The following is a 13468-nucleotide window of genomic DNA, read 5'->3' as shown; positions in this document are numbered from 1 at the left end:
TGCTGCGATGCAAGGTGGGGCAAGGACATAGCTGCAAGGAGTTTTCCGGAGAGCGAAATGCAGGGCGAATGGATCAGCCTGACAATGTCCGATGGACACGCGATGCCGTGCTATCACGTAATGCCAGCGGGAGAGCGCCGGGGCGGCCTGATCCTGGTGCAGGAAATTTTCGGCGTGACCGAGCATATCCGCGAGATGTGCGAGGAATTTGCCGCCGATGGCTATGAAGTGCTCAGCCCGCAATTGTTCGACCGGCAGGAGCCGGGGTGCAATCTGGGCTATTCCGGAGCCGACTGGGAACGCGCGGTCCAGATCGCGCGCGGCGAGCACGACTGGGATCAGGGAATCGACGATACCGGCCGCTGCATTGCCTGGATGAAGGACAGGGGCGGACCGGTTTTCATCGCCGGTTACTGCTTCGGCGGCTCGGTAGCCTGGCGCATGTCCCAGCTATCCGACGATCTGGATGCGGCGAGTTGCTATTATGGCGGCTATATTGCGACTCGCTTTGCCGATCAGGCTCCCAAGTGCGCGACGATCACGCATTTCGGGCGCTACGATTCGATGGTGCCGATCGAGCCGGTGGAAAAGCTGATCGAAAAGCAGCACCCCACCGCGCAGCACTTTATCTATGAGGCCGGGCACGGCTTCAATTCGGATCGGCGCAAGGACTATCACCCGGAAAGCGCGGAGCTGGCGAAGGAGCGCACCCTGATGCTGTTCCGGGCGCTGGGCGGATAGGCAATTGCTTTGACCGCAAGCGGCGGGACGCGTGGCGCTTTGCGGCGGGCTATGGCTTGCTTCGCTAAGGAGCCATGCCATGACTGAGCCGATGATCGCCGACGATGAAGCCTGGGCCGCCGTGCTGGGCCGCGACCGGGCCTTTGACGGGCGGTTCGTGACCGGCGTGCTGAGCACCGGCATCTATTGCCGCCCCAGCTGCGCGGCGCGGCATCCAGCGCGGAGCAATGTGCGCTTCTTTGCCGATGGCGCGGCGGCGCGCGCGGCCGGGCTGCGGCCCTGCAAGCGCTGCCTGCCGGATGACGTCAGCCGGGACGAGCGCGCGGTCCTGTCGGCCATTGCCGCGATCAAGGCGGCGGGCCAGCCGCTCGCCCTGGCTGCCCTCGCAGCGGAGGCGGGCTATTCGGCGAGCCATTTCCAGCGCGTCTTTACCCGCCATACCGGCCTCTCACCCGCTGCCTATGCCCGCGCGATCCAGGCGGAGCGCGCGGCGCAGGCACTGACCGAGGAAGACAGCGTGACGGGCGCGGTCTATGCGGCGGGCTATTCCGCGCCGTCGCGGTTCTATGAAGCAACGCAGGGAAGGCTTGGCATGACTCCATCGGCCTGGGTAAACGGCGGCAAGGGCGTGACGATCCACTGGGCTGTGGTCGAAACCTCGCTTGGCCCGATGCTGGTCGCCGCGACTGACAAGGGCGTGTGCCGCCTGTCGTTCAACGAAGGGCCAGATGCGCTGGAGCGACGCTTTCCCAATGCCGAACTGGTGGAGGGCGGAGCCGAGTTTCAGGCGCTGCTGGGCCAGGTCGTGGTAGCGGTGGAGGCTCCGGGCGACTTTGCCCATATCCCGCTGGATGTGAAGGGCACGGCGTTTCAAGAGGCCGTGTGGCAGGAACTGCGCCGCATTCCAGCCGGAGAAACGCGGACCTATGCCGAGCTTGCCGCCGCAGTCGGCAGGCCCAAGGCGGTCCGCGCGGCGGGCAGCGCGAACGGGGCGAACAATGTCGCCGTCCTGATCCCCTGCCACCGGGTCATCGCCACGGGCGGCGGACTGGGCGGCTATGCCTATGGGCTGGAAATCAAGCGCAAGTTGCTGGGCAAGGAAGGCGTTCAGACGAAGGAGTAGGGGTCGATATCGACGCTGACGCGCACTCCTTGCGCGAATTGCAGCGGGGCCAGCCAGGCGCGGATGACGTCCTGCAACTTGGCTGAACGGCGCGCATTGATCAGCAGGCGATAGCGATAGCGCCCGCGCAGAAGGGATAGCGGGGCCGGGGCCGGGCCCAGCACCATGACATCGGGCAGGTCAGGCCGGGTGCCGCCGATCGCGCGGGCGGCATCGCGCGCCTCGGCTTCGTCCTCGCTCGACACGATGATCGCGGCCCAGCGGCCAAACGGCGGCGCGAAGGCGTCCTTGCGGGCTTCGGCCTCTGCTTCATAGAAGGCGTCGCGGTCCCCGGCGGCGAGCGCGGCGATGACGGCGGCTTCGGGGTGGCGGGTCTGGATCAGGACTTCGCCCGGTTTTTCCCCGCGTCCGGCCCGGCCCGCCACCTGGGCGACCTGCTGATAGGTCCGTTCCGCTGCGCGCAGGTCGCCGCCCTCCAGGCCAAGATCGGCATCGACCACGCCGACCAGGGTGAGTTCGGGGAAGTGATAGCCCTTGGTCACGATCTGGGTGCCGACGATGACGTCGATCAGCTTTTCCTCTGCTGCCGCCACGAATTCGCTGATCTTCTCTGGACTGTTCAGCGTATCGGACGTGACCACCGCAACGCGCGCATCGGGCAGGACTTCGGCCACTTCATCCGCAATGCGTTCGACGCCGGGGCCGCAGGCGACCAGACAGTCCGGCGTCTGACACTCAGGGCAAGCCTCCGGCGGGGGAACTTCGTGGCCGCAGTGATGGCAGGCGAGGCGGCGCGACAGGCGATGCTCGACCAGCCAGGCGCTGCAATTGGGGCACTGAAAGCGATAGCCGCAATGCCGGCAAAGGGTCAGCGGCGCATAGCCGCGGCGGTTGAGGAACAGCAGGCTCTGCTCGCCGCGTGCCAGCCGCTCGCGCATTTCCTCCACCAGGCGCGGGGCGAGCCAGCGGCCCCGTTCCGGCGCTTCCTTGCGCAGGTCGACAATGGAAACGTCTGGCAGGGTCGCGCCGCCAAAGCGGTCGGGCAGGTCGATCTTGGTATAGACCCCCGCTTCGGCCAATTGCAGCGATTCCAGCGCGGGCGTGGCGCTGGCGAGGATTACCGGAATGCTTTCAAACCGGGCGCGGATCACGGCGACGTCGCGGGCGTTGTAGCGCACCCCATCGTCCTGCTTGAACGAAACTTCGTGCGCTTCGTCGACCACGATCAGGCCCAGCTGGCGATAGGGCATGAACAGGGCGGAGCGTGCGCCGACCACGACCTGCGCTTGCCCCGAAACGATGGCACGCCAGGCGCGGCGGCGCTCGCTTTGTTTCAGGCTGGAATGCCACAGGATTGGCGGCACCCCGAACCGGGCTTCGAATCGGCGCAGGAAGTTTTCGGTCAGGGCGATTTCGGGCAGCAGGACCAGCACTTGCCGCTTTTCCCGGATCGCCTCTGCCACGGCTTCGAAATAGCATTCGGTCTTGCCCGAACCGGTCACGCCGTCGAGCAGGAAGGGGACGAACTTGTGCTCCTTCACTGCGCTGACAAAGCGGTCGGCGGCGGCTTGCTGCGCTTCGGACAGCTTGGGCTGGGCAAAATCTGGCCGGGCCTGGGGGTAGGGGCGATCCAGATCGACTGTCACCGGCTCCAGAATGCCGGCGCCGACCATGCCGCGCAGCACGCCTTCGGATACGCCCGCATACTCCGCCAGTTCGCGAATGCTGGCCTGTTCGCCGTGGAGCGCGTCCATCGCGGCGGCGCGCTGCGGGGTCAGGCGCTTTGGCTCTTCGCCGGACAAACGGTACTCGGTCGTCGTCCCGCCTCCGCGCAGGGCGGCCATGGAGCCCAGCGCCATGCGCGCGACCGCGTTGATCGGTGCGACATAATAGTCCGCGCACCATTCGATCAGGCGGCGCAGCGGCGTGCTGAGCGGGGGAACCGGGAGGACTTCCAGGATCGGGCGCAGCTTGCTTTCGGGAACCTCGTCACCGCCCAGCCGTTCCGGTTCCCAGACGATGCCCAGCACTTGCCGGGGGCCGAGCGGGGCCATGACCAGCTGGCCGAATTCCACCGCCAGTCCAGCCGGAAGGCGGTAGTCCAGCACGGGCAGGGCCGGGTTGAAGACAAGGAGTCGGACGCGGGTCATTCCGGCGCATCTATGGCCACATTCGGCGGCGGGCGACAGCCCCCCACAGCAAGGAGCAGGGGACATGGACAGGTTTATCGGCACTTCTCTGGCGCGGCGCGGCTTTCTGATCGGCGGGGCGGCGACCGGCGTGATGCTGCTGCCGGGCTGCGCCGGGATGGGCGGCTTTTCAATGGTCGAAGCGATCCAGCGCCTGCTGACCATTTCCGCCCAGCGCGCCTTTGCCCGCCTGACCGCGCCGGGCGGGTTCTGGGATAGCGAGGTCGCGCGGTTCGATCTTCCCGAACTGTTCAGCGGCGGCGGCACGATCCGGAGCCTGCTTACCTCCAACCTGTTCCGCACCCAGTTGCAGCGGCAGCTGAACCTGCTGGCCGAGCGCGGCGCGGAACGGGCCGCGCCGGTGGTCTATGACGCGGTGCGCAACGCTTCGATCGGCGATGCGGTGGGGATCGTGCGAGGCGGACGGACTGCGGCGACTACGTTCCTGCGCAACCAGATGGGATCTGCCCTGATCAATGCGATGATTCCCGGCCTGTCCGACGCGCTGCGGGTCGCTTCGGACCCGGTCCTGGGACAGGCGATCCGGGCGCTGTCCGGTGTGGACCTGGGCAGCGTGGCCCAGGCCGTGGCGATCCGCGCGGACAATTCGATCTGGTACCAGATCGGTGCGGAAGAAACCGCCATCCGCGCCAATCCGCAAAGCACGAACGATCCGCTGCTGATCGGGGTGTTCAAGATTTTGTAGGACACTTCGGCTCGCAATGACGGGGAGAGCAGGGCCGGGGGCTTGGAGCAAAGGCCGTTCCGTGCCACTAGCGGCTCCTGACTCGCATCGGGAGCCGTTACCGTGAAGTTCTTTGCCGACACCGCCGAAATCGACGACATCAAGGATCTGGCCGCCACTGGCCTGCTCGATGGCGTAACCACCAATCCTTCGCTGATCATGAAGTCGGGCCGCGATTTCATGGAAGTGACCAAGGAAATCTGCGGCATCGTCGATGGTCCGGTCAGCGCCGAAGTGGTCGCGCTGGATCACGCAGGCATGATGCGTGAGGCCGAGGTGCTGCGCAAGATCGCGGACAACGTCTGCATCAAGGTGCCGCTGACGATCGACGGGCTGAAGACCTGCAAGGCGCTGACCAGCGATGGCACCATGGTCAACGTCACCCTGTGCTTCTCGGCCAATCAGGCCTTGCTCGCGGCCAAGGCCGGGGCGACCTTCGTTTCGCCCTTCGTCGGTCGGCATGACGACAACGGCTTCGATGGCATGGCCCTGATCAGCGACATCCGGCTGATCTATGACAATTACAACTTCGCCACCGAAATCCTGGTCGCATCGGTCCGCCACGGCGTCCACGTGCTGGAATCGGCCAAGATCGGCGCCGACGTGATGACCGCGCCGCCCTCGGTGATCCGGGGTCTGTTCAAACATATCCTGACCGACAAGGGCATCGAAGGCTTCCTGGCTGACTGGGCCAAGACCGGGCAGGCGATCTGATCATGCGCGCTCCGGTCGTCACCCCGGCGCAGGCCGGGGGCCAGTCCGGACACAAATCTGTCGCCGCGCTGCGGCGGCTTCTTCCATTGTGCTGGACCCCGGCCTGCGCCGGGGTGACGGTAGGATAATTCGATCCGATGGCAGACGAATCCCCCCTCGATCGCTTCAAGAGCGTTTTGACCGGCGCCAGCCGGGCCATCGCGCATGAGCCTGAGGTGGAAGTCGCCTGGACTGCCGACAATCCGGTGGTCAACGGCAAGAACATGCGCCTGCCGATGCCGGGGCGCAGCCTGCCGCGCGATCAGGCCATGGAGGCGCGCGGCTTTGCCGATAGCTTCGCGCTGAAGATCCGCCATCACAATGACAGCCTCCACGCCCGCAACGCGCCGTCCGAGCCGACCGCGCGCGCGGCCTATGATGCGGTTGAGGCGGTGCGCTATGAAGCGCTGGGTTCGCGCGATTATGCCGGAATGCGCGCCAATCTGGGCGCGGCGAACGAAGTGCGGATCGGCGGCGATCCCATCGCGCGGGCCAGCCGCCCCGAAGAAGTGCCGATTCCCGCCGCCCTCGCTCTGATGCTGCGCGAACACCTCACCGGCCAGCCCGTGCCCGAGGCGGCCAGGGCCGGGGTGGACATGCTGCGCGGCTGGATCGGCGAGCGGGCCGGGGCGGACTTCGATGCCCTGGCCAACAGCCTCGACGATCAGGAAGCTTTCCAGCACCTCGCGCTCGACATGCTCCAGCATCTGGAACTGACCCAGGCCGCGCCGAGTGAGCAGGAAAGCGAGGAAGGCGAAGAAGGCGAGGATCAGGAAGAGGACGAGGAACAGCCCGACGACGGCGAATCCGCCGAGGATCAGACCCCCAGCGAAGTCGCCTCTGAACCCAGCGAGGGCGAGGACGAGGGCGAAAGCGAGCAGGAACGGCAGATGGAGGACGATTCCTCCGACGCCGAGGAAGCCGACGAGGGCGAGGAAGGGATGCTCCCGACCCGGCCCAACCGTCCGTGGACCGAGGTTCCGGCCAGCTTCGACTACAAGATCTACACCCAGGCCTTTGACGAGGTCGTCGGCGCCAGCGACCTGTGCGACGAGGACGAACTGACCCGCCTGCGCGCCTATCTGGATGCGCAGCTCAAGGGGCTGGGCGGGATCATCACCAAGCTGGCCAACCGCCTGCAACGCCGCCTGATGGCGCAGCAGAACCGCTCGTGGGACTTTGACCAGGAGGAAGGCCTGCTCGATGCCGCGCGGCTGGCCCGTGTGGTCATCTCTCCGGGCCATTCGCTGTCCTACAAGATCGAGCGCGATGTCGAGTTCAAGGACACGATCGTCACGCTGCTGATCGACAATTCCGGGTCGATGCGCGGCCGCCCGATCTCCATCGCCGCGATCAGCGCCGACGTGCTGGCCCGCACGCTGGAGCGTTGCGGGGTCAAGACCGAGATCCTGGGCTTTACCACCCGTGCCTGGAAGGGCGGGCAGAGCCGCGAATCCTGGCTGGCCAGCGGCAAGCCCAGCCATCCGGGCCGCCTCAACGACCTGCGCCACATCGTCTATAAAAAGGCCGACGAACCCTATCGCCACGCCCGCCGCAACCTCGGCCTGATGATGCGCGAAGGCCTGCTGAAGGAAAACATCGACGGCGAGGCGCTGCTGTGGGCGCACCAGCGGATGCTGGGCCGGCCCGAGGACCGCCGCATCCTGATGGTGATCAGCGACGGTGCCCCGGTCGATGACAGCACGCTCAGCGTCAACAATGCGGGCTATCTGGAACTGCACCTGCGCCGCGTGATTGACTGGATTGAGCGCCAATCGCCGGTCCAGCTGGTCGCCATCGGCATCGGGCACGACGTGACCCGCTATTACCGCCGCGCAGTAACCATCATGGATGTAGAGCAACTGGCGGGCACCATGATCGAGCAGTTGGCCGGATTGTTCGAGGACGAATAGGCTTGACGGGCCGGTTTAATCGCATGATTAAACCGCGCATGAACAAGAGCACTTCCGTTACCGAAGCCGTCATGTCGCGCCGCTCGATCCGGGCGTTCAGCGACAAGCCCGTTCCCTTGTCCGTCCTGCAACAGGTCATGGAAACGGCGCGCTGGACTCCGTCCGGCTGCAATTTCCAGCCCTGGGAAGGCGCGATCCTGACCGGCGAGCCGCTCAAGCAATTGCAGGCGAAGATGGCAGTCAGCCCGCCGCAGGATCCCAAGGAATACAGCTGGAGCGATCCGGAAGTCCTGCCCGAATGCCTCGCCCGGCTGCACCAGGTCGGCGCCGATATGTACGCGGCGATGAATATCGAGCGCGGCGACAAGGCGGCTCGCGGCGATTTCATGGCGCAGAACACGGTCTCCTTCGGCGCTCCGGCGGTTCTGCTGGTTTACTTCCCGCGGGTCATGGGCGCGCCGCAGTGGTCGGATGTGGGCATGTGGCTGCAAACGATCATGCTGCTGCTGCGCGAGCAGGGACTGGACAGCTGCCCGCAGGAATTCCTTTCGATCCACGCCAAGCTGATCAAGGATTTCCTGGGCGTTTCCGATGAAAGCCATATCTTCTTCTGCGGCATTGCCATCGGCTACCGCGACGAGGAAGATCCGGTGAACGGCTTTGACCGCAAGCGCGAGCCGCTGGAAAGCAAGGTCCAGTTCCTCGGTTTCGAATAGGACATTGCCATGAACGTCACGGACGCCGTCAACAGCCGCCGCTCGGTCCGCGCCTATCAGGACAAGCCGGTCGATCCGGCCATTCTGCGCCGCGTGCTGGAAACCGCGCAGCGCTCGCCCTCTGGCGGGAACACCCAGCCGTGGAACGCGGTGGTGCTGACGGGCGATCCCCTGCAAAAGCTGCTGGGCAAGGTGGCCGAAGTGATCCCGCAGGGGCTGGCCGCCTATTCGCCGGAATACAACATCTACCCGCCCGAACTGGACGGAGCCTATCAGGTGCGCCGCTTTGGCATTGGCGAGGCGATGTATGCAGCGCTGGAAATCCCGCGCGAGGACAAGGCCAGCCGCCTGAAGTGGTTTGCCCGCAACTTCCAGGCCTTCGGTGCGCCGGTGCTGATGCTTGTCCACACCCCGCGCTACATGGGGCCGCCGCAGTGGTCGGACATCGGCATGTGGCTGCAAACGGTCATGCTGCTGCTGCGCGAAGAAGGGCTGGACAGCTGCGCGCAGGAAGCCTGGGCAGTCTATAGCAAGCAGATCCGCGAATGCGTGGACATTCCGGACGACCACATCTTCTTCTGCGGCCTGGCCATCGGCTGGGGTGACCGCGAACAAGCGGTCAACACTTTCCCCGTCCCCCGCGCCCCGCTGGACGAAGCGGTTCGGTGGGAGGGGTTCTGAGCGGTTCCCCTCCCGCGTGCGGGAGGGGCTAGGGGAGGGCCTGTCGCCAGGCGCCGACCCGACAGGCCCTCCCCCGACCCCTCCCGCAAGCGGGAGGGGAGTTGACCGGGGCGCAAACCGGGGTAAGGCCTCGGCCCATGTCCGACCTTCGCCTGTTCAACAGCCTGACCCGCCAACTGGAAGAGTTCCAGCCCGTCCATGCCGGAGAGGCGCGGGTCTATTCGTGCGGGCCGACGGTCTATAACTATCCGCACATCGGCAACATGCGGGCCTATGTCTTTGCCGACGTGCTGGGCCGCACGCTCAGCTTCAAGGGGTACAAGCTGACCCACGTGATCAACATCACCGACGTTGGCCACCTGACCGACGATGCCGATGCGGGCGAGGATAAGATGGAAAAGATGGCGGCGCAGAACGCGCAGTCGATCTGGGACATCGCGAAGCACTATACCGAAGCCTACTGGGCCGACGTGAAAGCGCTCAATATCCGCCAGCCCGCGCAGTGGACCATCGCCACCGACTTCGTCCCGCAGATGATCGAGTTCGCCCAGTCGATTGCCGAAAAGCACTGCTACGAACTGGACAGCGGACTCTATTTCGACGTTTCCACCGTGGCCGACTATGGCCGCCTGGCACGCGCCCAGACCGAGGAAGGGGAGGGCCGGATCGAGACGGTGGAGGGTAAGCGCAACGCCGCCGACTTCGCGATCTGGCGCAAGACCCCGCCGGGCGAAAAGCGCCAGATGGAATGGGACTCGCCCTGGGGCAGGGGCGCGCCGGGCTGGCACCTGGAATGCTCGGTGATGAGCGGGCAAGTGCTCGGCTTTCCGTTCGACATCCACACCGGCGGGATCGACCACCGCGAAATTCATCACCCCAACGAAATCGCCCAGAACCAGGCCTTCTGCTGCACCAATGGCCTGGACCGCGCGGCCAATTCGGGCGCGAACATCTGGATGCACAACAATTTCCTGGTTGAACGCTCCGGCAAGATGAGCAAGTCCAGCGGCGAGTTCCTGCGGCTGCAACTGCTGATCGACAAGGGCTACCACCCGCTCGCCTACCGGATGCTGTGCCTGCAGGCGCATTACCGCAGCGAACTGGAATTCAGCTGGGAAGGGCTGGGCGCCGCGCTGGTGCGGTTGAAGCGGCTCCTTATGGCCGTGGAGCAAGTCAAAGCGCGTCATGCTGAACTTGGTTCAGCATCCATTGTGCCCGGTGAAACTGCCGAATGGACCCTGAAACAAGTTCAGGGTGACGTTGGAGGGAAATTCCAGCCCTTCGTAACGCGGTTCGACGAGGCCGTGTCCGAAGACCTCAACACTGCCATCGCGCTGACCGTGCTGGAAGAAGTGGTGGGTCTGAAAAAGGTCGATCTCGGCGAGAAACTAGCCCTGATCGCGGCGATGGACGCCGTGCTGGGTCTTGGCCTGCTGGACCTGAACCGCACCGACCTGCGCCTGCGTCCCAAGGCGGCGACGATCACCGAGGGCGAAATCGAAGCTACCCTGGCCGCCCGCAAGGAAGCCCGCGCCGCCAAGGACTTCGCCACCTCCGACCGCCTCCGCGACGAACTCGCCGAGCGCGGCGTGGAAGTGATGGACGGCGACCCGCTGGGCTGGGACTGGAGATTGGGAGAATGACCATCATCGTCCTCAACACCCTGCTGAAACCGCTGATCGAACCGCACCTGCCCGATTGGGCCGAGGTGCGCTGGTACAAGACCAAGGATGAGGCCTTTGCCCTCGCGCCCGAGGCCGAGATTGGCTGGTTCGACATGCATTCCAAGGATGACATGGCGCGGGTGTTTGGGCTGGCGACGAAGCTCAAATGGCTCAATTCGGTCTATGCCGGGGTCGATGCGTTCCCGCTCGACCTGCTGGCAGAGCGCGGCGTGGTACTGACCAACGGGGCCGGGATCAATGCCGTGCCGATTGCCGAATATGTCGTGATGCTGATGCTGTCCCACGCCAAGAACTACCGCGAAGTCGTGCGGGCGCAGGAGCGGCGGGAGTGGCTGAAGGATTCGCCCGGCAAGCGCGAACTGTTCGGCAGCAGGGCGCTGATCCTGGGTTATGGCGCAATCGGGCAGGAGGTCGAAAAGCGGCTGGCCGGATTCCAGATGGAGGTATCCAAAGTCCGCCGCAGCCCGGGGCCGGGCGTGCTGGGGCCAGATGAATGGCGCGCGCGGCTCGGCGAATTTGACTGGATCGTGATTGCCGTTCCCGCCACGCCCGAAACCGAAGGCATGATCGGCGCGGCGGAACTGGCGGCGATGCACAGCGAAGCGGTCCTGGTCAACGTCGCGCGCGGCACGGTGATTGACCAGCAGGCGCTGACCGCCGCGCTGGACGCGGGGCAGATCGGCGGGGCGCTGCTTGACGTGACCACGCCGGAGCCGCTGCCCGCCGACGATCCGCTGTGGGCGCTGGATAATGCGCAAGTGACCATGCACCTGTCCGGCAAAGCGCAGGACCGGATGTTCGCGCGCTCGGCCAAGCGGTTCCTGGAGAACCTGGAGCGCTATGGGCGCGGTGAACCGCTGGAGCCGCAGGTGGATTACGTGCGGGGGTATTGAGCTTCCTTCACCCAGGCGCAAGCCGGGGGCCAGACCTGCCAAATAATCGAGCCGCTTTGCGGCGCGCCTTTATCTGGACTGGGCCCCGGCCTGCGCCGGGGTGACGATAGGGGCAGGCAAAGGGGTAAAGCCAACGCGAGCCACTTTGCGCCTCTGCGTCCTTTGCGTTCTCTGCGCGAAACCTTGCATCGCTTCGACCATGCTCAAGGCCCGTTGGCGCGGCCTCTGCCTGCCGGTATCCAAAACCGCTCAGGCTGAGCTTGTCGAAGCCGGTTTTTCAATCGCACCGGCCCTTCGACAGGCTCAGGGCGAGCGGAGGCCTACCCCTCATCCTCCAACAGCAAAAGTTCCGCAGTCACTTCCAGCCGGGTTTCCGGCAGGGCCGAGTGCTCCACTGCCACCACCGCCGCATCGGCCACGAGTTGCCCAGCGATGGCAAATTCGTGTTCCGGCAGGGCGTCCATGTACTGCTCGCCCGCCGTCACGGCCTCGGCTCCGGCGAACGACAGCACGACGGTATGCCGCGTGCCGGAAAAGGTTGCGCTGGCCCAGTTGCGCTCGGAATGGCGGACCAGTTCCGCCTTGCGACCGGCCAGTTCCATCAGCGCGGAAAGCAGGGGAAGCCAGGGGCTGCGCGCCGCGCGGCGGGTGGCGGGAAGGGCGGTCTTGTGAAGGCTCAGGTCAATTTGCACGGGCGTTCTCGCGATAGATGTTCATGAAATGTTCCACACGTTTCGCGGTTGCATCGCGGGGTATGCGGCCGTTGCGCAGGTCCTGGACGAAGCGGGGGTCGTGGGTCGCGAGCCGACCGAACTTGGTCCAGGGCATTCCGGTTTCGCGCAGAAAGCGTTCGATCCGGGTGATCAGCATGATTTCCTTGCCCTTTCTTGCGGCGAATCGTTGATGGAATGTTCCCCTTTTGAACCTTTTGAAATCCTACTTGTCTAGGAAAAATACTTCGCATAGGATCTTTTAATGACGCGACCCGATTCCCGCGCCCGGCTGCTTGAACTTGCGACGGCAAGCGGGGTGAGCCTTGCCCGCCTGTCTGAACTGATCGGGCGCAATCAGACCTATCTTCAGCAATTTATCCGCAAGGGTAGCCCGCGAAAGCTTGAGGAGGGGGACCGCCGCACCCTGGCGCGGTTCTTTGGCATCGATGAGGCGGAACTGGGCGCGCCAGAGGATATTTCCTTTGCGCCAATGCCCGCCAAGCGCGGCGAATGGGTCGATGTGCCGCGCCTCGCGCTCGGCGCTTCGGCGGGGCCGGGGCTGTTGCCGACAGAGGAATTGCCCATCGGCGCCTTCCGGTTTTCGGCCCGGTGGCTGCGGGAACAGGGGCTGGACCCGGCCATGCTCTCGGCAATCCGGGTGGAAGGCGATTCGATGGAAGCGACGCTGCGCGACGGGGACGAGATCCTGGTCGACCGCACCCCGCGCCCCTTGCGCGATGGCATCCATGTGGTCCGCACCGGCGATGCGCTGCTGGTCAAGCGGCTCGATCTGGCCAGTCCGGGGCGGATTGCCCTGGTCAGCGACAACCCCGCATACCGCACGATCGAGCTGGCGCCCGATGAAGTGCAGGTGATCGGCCGCGTCGTGTGGAAGAGCGGGCGGCTGTGATGGCGCGGCTGAATGAATGGGCCAGGGCGCTGAAACGCGACGTTTTGGCTCTGTGGTTCGCGGCACGCGATCCGCGCGTGCCGTGGTATGCCAAGCTGCTGGCGGGACTGGTCGCCGCCTATGCCCTGTCGCCCATCGACCTGATCCCCGATTTCATTCCGGTGCTGGGGCTTCTGGACGATCTGCTGATTGTGCCCGCGGGAATCTGGCTGAGCATTCGGTTGATCCCGCCTGCGGTCTTTGCGCAGCTGCGGGCCGCGGCGCAGGACCGGCCCTGGCCGGTGTCGCGCCTGGGACTGGCCCTGGTCTTGATTGCCTGGCTGATAATCGCGCGGGCCGTCATTCGGCTGCTCGACGCACTATATTGCTGTCGGTGATTTCCCCGTTGCCTCGGCAGCGCTGACAG

The 13468-nt window shown here is 65.4% G+C and carries 14 protein-coding genes; 11 read left to right on the top strand and 3 right to left on the bottom strand.

The window, feature by feature from the left end; translation table 11 throughout:
- Positions 1-57 precede the first annotated feature (57 nt).
- Entirely contained in the window at positions 58-741 is a 684-nt protein-coding gene (locus ACQKOE_RS04110; protein WP_427511674.1) for a dienelactone hydrolase family protein, read from the top strand.
- Positions 742-820: 79 nt separating this feature from the next.
- Positions 821-1864 carry a bifunctional transcriptional activator/DNA repair enzyme AdaA gene (locus ACQKOE_RS04105; RefSeq protein ID WP_427511673.1) on the top strand — a complete coding sequence of 348 codons (1044 nt, stop codon included), beginning with the start codon at positions 821-823 and terminating at the stop codon, positions 1862-1864.
- On the opposite strand, the gene ACQKOE_RS04100 is transcribed toward ACQKOE_RS04105, so the two are convergent.
- Positions 1849-4014 (bottom strand): primosomal protein N', encoded by a 2166-nt coding sequence (locus ACQKOE_RS04100; RefSeq protein WP_427511672.1) that lies wholly within the window; start codon positions 4012-4014, stop codon positions 1849-1851. The genes ACQKOE_RS04105 and ACQKOE_RS04100 overlap by 16 nt on opposite strands.
- Before the next feature lie 64 nt (positions 4015-4078).
- Between ACQKOE_RS04100 and ACQKOE_RS04095 the strand changes: the two genes are divergently transcribed.
- The 7 genes from ACQKOE_RS04095 (at position 4079) to ACQKOE_RS04065 (ending at position 11439) form a co-directional block, all read left to right on the top strand.
- Positions 4079-4759, top strand: coding sequence for a DUF4197 domain-containing protein (locus ACQKOE_RS04095; RefSeq protein ID WP_427511671.1), 681 nt, complete (start codon positions 4079-4081; stop codon positions 4757-4759).
- A gap of 102 nt (positions 4760-4861) precedes the next feature.
- Positions 4862-5512: a fructose-6-phosphate aldolase gene (fsa, locus tag ACQKOE_RS04090; protein ID WP_374587600.1), complete on the top strand. Its 651-nt coding sequence runs from the start codon at positions 4862-4864 to the stop codon at positions 5510-5512.
- 137 nt (positions 5513-5649) lie between these two features.
- A complete protein-coding gene (gene cobT, locus ACQKOE_RS04085; RefSeq protein ID WP_427511670.1) occupies positions 5650-7464 on the top strand; it encodes a cobaltochelatase subunit CobT in 1815 nt (604 codons plus the stop codon).
- Between the two features lie 38 nt (positions 7465-7502).
- Entirely contained in the window at positions 7503-8180 is a 678-nt protein-coding gene (locus tag ACQKOE_RS04080; RefSeq protein ID WP_427511669.1) for a nitroreductase, read from the top strand.
- Positions 8181-8189: 9 nt separating this feature from the next.
- Positions 8190-8861, top strand: coding sequence for a nitroreductase (locus ACQKOE_RS04075; protein ID WP_427511668.1), 672 nt, complete (start codon positions 8190-8192; stop codon positions 8859-8861).
- A gap of 137 nt (positions 8862-8998) precedes the next feature.
- A complete protein-coding gene (gene cysS / locus ACQKOE_RS04070) occupies positions 8999-10504 on the top strand; it encodes a cysteine--tRNA ligase (RefSeq protein WP_427511667.1) in 1506 nt (501 codons plus the stop codon).
- A complete protein-coding gene (locus tag ACQKOE_RS04065) occupies positions 10501-11439 on the top strand; it encodes a D-2-hydroxyacid dehydrogenase (RefSeq protein WP_427511666.1) in 939 nt (312 codons plus the stop codon). The genes cysS and ACQKOE_RS04065 overlap by 4 nt, the downstream gene beginning before the upstream one ends.
- A gap of 320 nt (positions 11440-11759) precedes the next feature.
- Here ACQKOE_RS04065 and ACQKOE_RS04060 read toward each other — a convergent pair whose 3' ends face one another.
- Positions 11760-12131, bottom strand: a complete 372-nt coding sequence (locus tag ACQKOE_RS04060; protein WP_427511665.1) for a hypothetical protein — start codon at positions 12129-12131, stop codon at positions 11760-11762.
- Positions 12121-12309: a hypothetical protein gene (locus tag ACQKOE_RS04055; RefSeq protein ID WP_374587588.1), complete on the bottom strand. Its 189-nt coding sequence runs from the start codon at positions 12307-12309 to the stop codon at positions 12121-12123. The genes ACQKOE_RS04060 and ACQKOE_RS04055 overlap by 11 nt, the downstream gene beginning before the upstream one ends.
- Before the next feature lie 105 nt (positions 12310-12414).
- On the opposite strand from ACQKOE_RS04055, the gene ACQKOE_RS04050 reads away from it, so the two are divergent.
- Both ACQKOE_RS04050 and ACQKOE_RS04045 read left to right on the top strand, forming a co-directional pair.
- Entirely contained in the window at positions 12415-13062 is a 648-nt protein-coding gene (locus tag ACQKOE_RS04050) for a S24 family peptidase (protein ID WP_427511664.1), read from the top strand.
- Complete coding sequence (locus tag ACQKOE_RS04045; protein ID WP_427511663.1) at positions 13062-13439, top strand: YkvA family protein; 378 nt, start codon at positions 13062-13064, stop codon at positions 13437-13439. Before ACQKOE_RS04050 ends, ACQKOE_RS04045 begins: the two co-directional genes overlap by 1 nt.
- Positions 13440-13468: the final 29 nt, after the last annotated feature.

Source organism: Novosphingobium sp. NPDC080210, from assembly GCF_050281025.1.
In the GTDB taxonomy this organism is placed as follows: Bacteria; Pseudomonadota; Alphaproteobacteria; order Sphingomonadales; family Sphingomonadaceae; genus Novosphingobium.
Note: the sequence above shows the minus strand (reverse complement) of the source record. Positions and strands in the feature narration are given on the sequence as shown.

Bases quoted from the DNA above. Each gene is read 5' to 3' on its own strand.
- ACQKOE_RS04045 (WP_427511663.1), top strand. From the start codon at position 13,062: ATGGCGCGGCTGAATGAATGGGCCAGGGCGCTGAAACGCGACGTTTTG.
- ACQKOE_RS04100 (WP_427511672.1), bottom strand. From the start codon at position 4,014: ATGACCCGCGTCCGACTCCTTGTCTTCAACCCGGCCCTGCCCGTGCTG.
- ACQKOE_RS04095 (WP_427511671.1), top strand. From the start codon at position 4,079: ATGGACAGGTTTATCGGCACTTCTCTGGCGCGGCGCGGCTTTCTGATC.
- ACQKOE_RS04055 (WP_374587588.1), bottom strand. From the start codon at position 12,309: ATGCTGATCACCCGGATCGAACGCTTTCTGCGCGAAACCGGAATGCCC.
- ACQKOE_RS04065 (WP_427511666.1), top strand. From the start codon at position 10,501: ATGACCATCATCGTCCTCAACACCCTGCTGAAACCGCTGATCGAACCG.
- ACQKOE_RS04075 (WP_427511668.1), top strand. From the start codon at position 8,190: ATGAACGTCACGGACGCCGTCAACAGCCGCCGCTCGGTCCGCGCCTAT.
- ACQKOE_RS04080 (WP_427511669.1), top strand. From the start codon at position 7,503: ATGAACAAGAGCACTTCCGTTACCGAAGCCGTCATGTCGCGCCGCTCG.
- cobT (WP_427511670.1), top strand. From the start codon at position 5,650: ATGGCAGACGAATCCCCCCTCGATCGCTTCAAGAGCGTTTTGACCGGC.
- ACQKOE_RS04105 (WP_427511673.1), top strand. From the start codon at position 821: ATGACTGAGCCGATGATCGCCGACGATGAAGCCTGGGCCGCCGTGCTG.
- cysS (WP_427511667.1), top strand. From the start codon at position 8,999: ATGTCCGACCTTCGCCTGTTCAACAGCCTGACCCGCCAACTGGAAGAG.
- ACQKOE_RS04110 (WP_427511674.1), top strand. From the start codon at position 58: ATGCAGGGCGAATGGATCAGCCTGACAATGTCCGATGGACACGCGATG.
- ACQKOE_RS04050 (WP_427511664.1), top strand. From the start codon at position 12,415: ATGACGCGACCCGATTCCCGCGCCCGGCTGCTTGAACTTGCGACGGCA.